Raw genomic sequence first — 2,853 nt, 5'->3', positions numbered from 1 at the left:
ACTGATAATGTGAAGGCTATTGCGGATGATATTTGCTTATCTGTATCAGAAGATGGGGTCTATCACTACTGTTTAGATCATAAGCTTATTTAAAGATGGGAGACCATCTTTTTTTAGTATAAAAAAACACAGAACGGATGTTCTGTGTTGAAAGTCTTATGAGTGGTTGCTTGAGTTACCAGTTGACTGAATAACTCCCTGATGATGTTGATTCAGTTGTCCAGTAAATCACCTCACCAGCTACAAAACCAATATTAGTAGCTTTGGTTTCGTATGTGCCATCTGTATACATAGTACAATTTAAATCATTACTTCCAACTTGGTTGTTGATTTCTTTCATTCCAATTACTTCACCATTCTGTACAATAAGTGCGTTATTAGTAGCAGTCCCACATCCTTTTTCACTATGGAATACGTATCCTTCAAAGTTATTGTTGTAACCACCATTTTCACCCCATAGACCTATACTTTTTTCATAATCATTGGCTGCATCTATTTTACATGCGATTGCAATACAAGGACCATTTCTAACACTCTGATTTACTAAATAATTCTCTGCAGCTGGTGCAGGTCTAATCCATGAGTATTTATGCTTGAAAATGTCTTTTTGTGAAAATTCATAAATAAACTCTGAGTAAACACATGAATATTATGTATTTACTTTAAATGTATATTTGTGTATACCTAATTAAAAGTATATATGTAATGAATTGCAAGCTCATAAAAAAACACAGGACAAATTGTTCTGTGTTGAGAGCCATTATGAATGGTTAGGTCTGTTTGTATCAATCTGAGTGATTTTTAATCTACCTTTATGAATATATTCGATTCCTTTACTTAGATCCTTACTCTTCCAGGTAACATAGTAATAAGTTCCTACTGCGGGAGTATATCCTGAAATACTATAAATAGGACGGCTTGTATCAGTTATGCCATTATTTTGTTCATAACATGAACCTGTTGCACCAGCAAATGAAATATCTGCATCATTACCACAAATACCATGTTTTTCACCTTCACTGTCTGTATACCATTCAGATTGTTCTCCATTATAATCATCAAATACATCTTGACCATTTGTCGAACCATTACCAGAATATTGACATTGAATCTTACCTACAATGCAGGCACTCACTGCTACATTTTGATTTTAAGCTAAGTTTTCTTCATAAACTGAAGGTTTTACCCATTTTCTCATAATAAATTCCTCCTTCGGACGTAATAACTAATATCTATAATGCGATTATGCTAAATATAGATTCAAAATATAACTTTATGTCCTTCGGTCGATTTATATTCCGTATTTGAATTATCCGTAACCACTTTAATCATAAATATAGTAAATCTTTTAAAAAGGTTGTATAATAATGCATAACATGAATTGTAAAGGAGAAATGAAACATGCCATATTTAGCATTACGTACAAACAAGACATTGACTCTTTCTCAGGAAGTTGAATTAAAAACTACTGTAGGAAAGTTAATTACAATGTTTCCTGGTGAATCAGTAGATACATTCATGATTCATATTGAAGATAATCAGCTCATTTATTTTAAAGGCCAGGAAACAAATTGTATGATGATCACATTATACTTAAAAGGTCATTATACAGATGAGCAGAAGGAACAGTTTGTAGCTGAACTTACTAAAGCATTAGTAAAAATCACTAAGATTCCAGCTTCTAATCAGTATGTTACTATATCTGAATTTGAAAAATGGGGTCATGGTGGTGTATACGAATAAGATTTTGCATTGCAAAATCTTATTTTTTTTGTTTGAAAACAGGTGGTTAGAATAAGAAATACGAAAAAATGCATTTTTTTCAAAAAAAGGGTTGCAAAAGGTGTATCTGCATGGTAATATAAACAAGCATTCTGAAGTGCTTGAATAGCTCAGCGGTAGAGCAATCGGCTGTTAACCGATCGGTCGGGGGTTCAAATCCCTCTTCAAGCGCCAGTGGCCGGTTGGAGAAACGGTTAACTCACATGCCTTTCACGCATGCATTCACGGGTTCGAATCCCGTACCGGTCACCATTTCTCAAAATACGATCGAAAGATCGTTTTCATTTGCGGGTGTAGTTCAATGGTAGAACTTCAGCCTTCCAAGCTGACTACGTGGGTTCGATTCCCATCACCCGCTCCATACGATTAGAAGATAGACTAAGGTCTATTTTTTTATTATCTAAATACCCACAGTTACGAGCTGTGGGTATTTTCATTTATTCTAATAATTCAAAACTATTAATTAATTCATTTTTAGATTCATACAATAATTCAGTTTTACCTGAATCAACATCATATGTATATATACCTTGATGTTTATTATTGCGCCCAAGAAGAATAATCTGATGAGAAGAACTAAAACAAGCATACTGTGTTACATCCATAATTTCATCAATATTAATTCCTGCTTTCTTCTTAATTGTTTTTGTATCTAAATATATGTATGATATTGAGGATTCCAAGCTGGAATGGTGTCACTTTCAGTAAATGCAAGATTTCCACTTTCCATTGGAAGCATTCTATAGACTAACTTGCGATTTGTAGAATAGATACATTTGAGTTGATTATTCTTTAAACGATAAATATGCGTATTAGGTGCAATATACTTATAATTCATTGTCCCTTTTGTATTTATACATATAGACACCAAAAAATTATCGACACAATTTTAGTGAAATACCTCGGCTTCTACATTATAAATATTCTCTTATGTCACATACAATCATACGACACCTGTTAGATGCAGATCCATATTTAATTTTGTCATGTGAACTACATTGACTTCAAATACGGAGTATTAAGTCGAGGTAGTTCACTATTCATTAGTTCTTCTTTCTTTCACAATCTTGT

The 2,853-nt window shown here is 33.0% G+C and carries 5 protein-coding genes and 3 tRNA genes; 4 read left to right on the top strand and 4 right to left on the bottom strand.

What is annotated here, in order from left to right; all coding sequences use genetic code 11:
- Window positions 1-175: 175 nt before the first annotated feature.
- Window positions 176-340 carry a hypothetical protein gene (locus B2S90_RS07640; RefSeq protein WP_278780729.1) on the bottom strand — a complete coding sequence of 55 codons (165 nt, stop codon included), beginning with the start codon at window positions 338-340 and terminating at the stop codon, window positions 176-178.
- A gap of 420 nt (window positions 341-760) precedes the next feature.
- On the bottom strand, window positions 761-1,135 hold the full coding sequence (locus B2S90_RS07635) for a hypothetical protein (RefSeq protein WP_278780730.1): 375 nt from the start codon (window positions 1,133-1,135) through the stop codon (window positions 761-763).
- 266 nt (window positions 1,136-1,401) lie between these two features.
- On the opposite strand from B2S90_RS07635, the gene B2S90_RS07630 reads away from it, so the two are divergent.
- From B2S90_RS07630 to B2S90_RS07615, 4 genes are all read left to right on the top strand, one after another.
- Window positions 1,402-1,743 (top strand): tautomerase family protein, encoded by a 342-nt coding sequence (locus B2S90_RS07630; protein ID WP_278780731.1) that lies wholly within the window; start codon window positions 1,402-1,404, stop codon window positions 1,741-1,743.
- Between the two features lie 138 nt (window positions 1,744-1,881).
- A tRNA-Asn gene (locus B2S90_RS07625) sits at window positions 1,882-1,956 on the top strand.
- A gap of 2 nt (window positions 1,957-1,958) precedes the next feature.
- Window positions 1,959-2,034: transfer RNA gene (locus B2S90_RS07620), tRNA-Glu, on the top strand.
- A gap of 35 nt (window positions 2,035-2,069) precedes the next feature.
- Window positions 2,070-2,143, top strand: a tRNA-Gly gene (locus tag B2S90_RS07615).
- 76 nt (window positions 2,144-2,219) lie between these two features.
- Here the strand turns inward: B2S90_RS07615 and B2S90_RS07610 are convergent.
- Both B2S90_RS07610 and B2S90_RS07605 read right to left on the bottom strand, forming a co-directional pair.
- On the bottom strand, window positions 2,220-2,387 hold the full coding sequence (locus B2S90_RS07610; protein ID WP_187114839.1) for a hypothetical protein: 168 nt from the start codon (window positions 2,385-2,387) through the stop codon (window positions 2,220-2,222).
- A gap of 47 nt (window positions 2,388-2,434) precedes the next feature.
- Window positions 2,435-2,620 (bottom strand): hypothetical protein, encoded by a 186-nt coding sequence (locus B2S90_RS07605; RefSeq protein ID WP_286696824.1) that lies wholly within the window; start codon window positions 2,618-2,620, stop codon window positions 2,435-2,437.
- Window positions 2,621-2,853: the final 233 nt, after the last annotated feature.

Source organism: Catenibacterium sp. UBA627 (genome assembly GCF_002299355.1).
Classification (GTDB): Bacteria; Bacillota_I; Bacilli_A; order Erysipelotrichales; family Coprobacillaceae; genus Catenibacterium; species Catenibacterium mitsuoka.
Note: the sequence above shows the minus strand (reverse complement) of the source record. Positions and strands in the feature narration are given on the sequence as shown.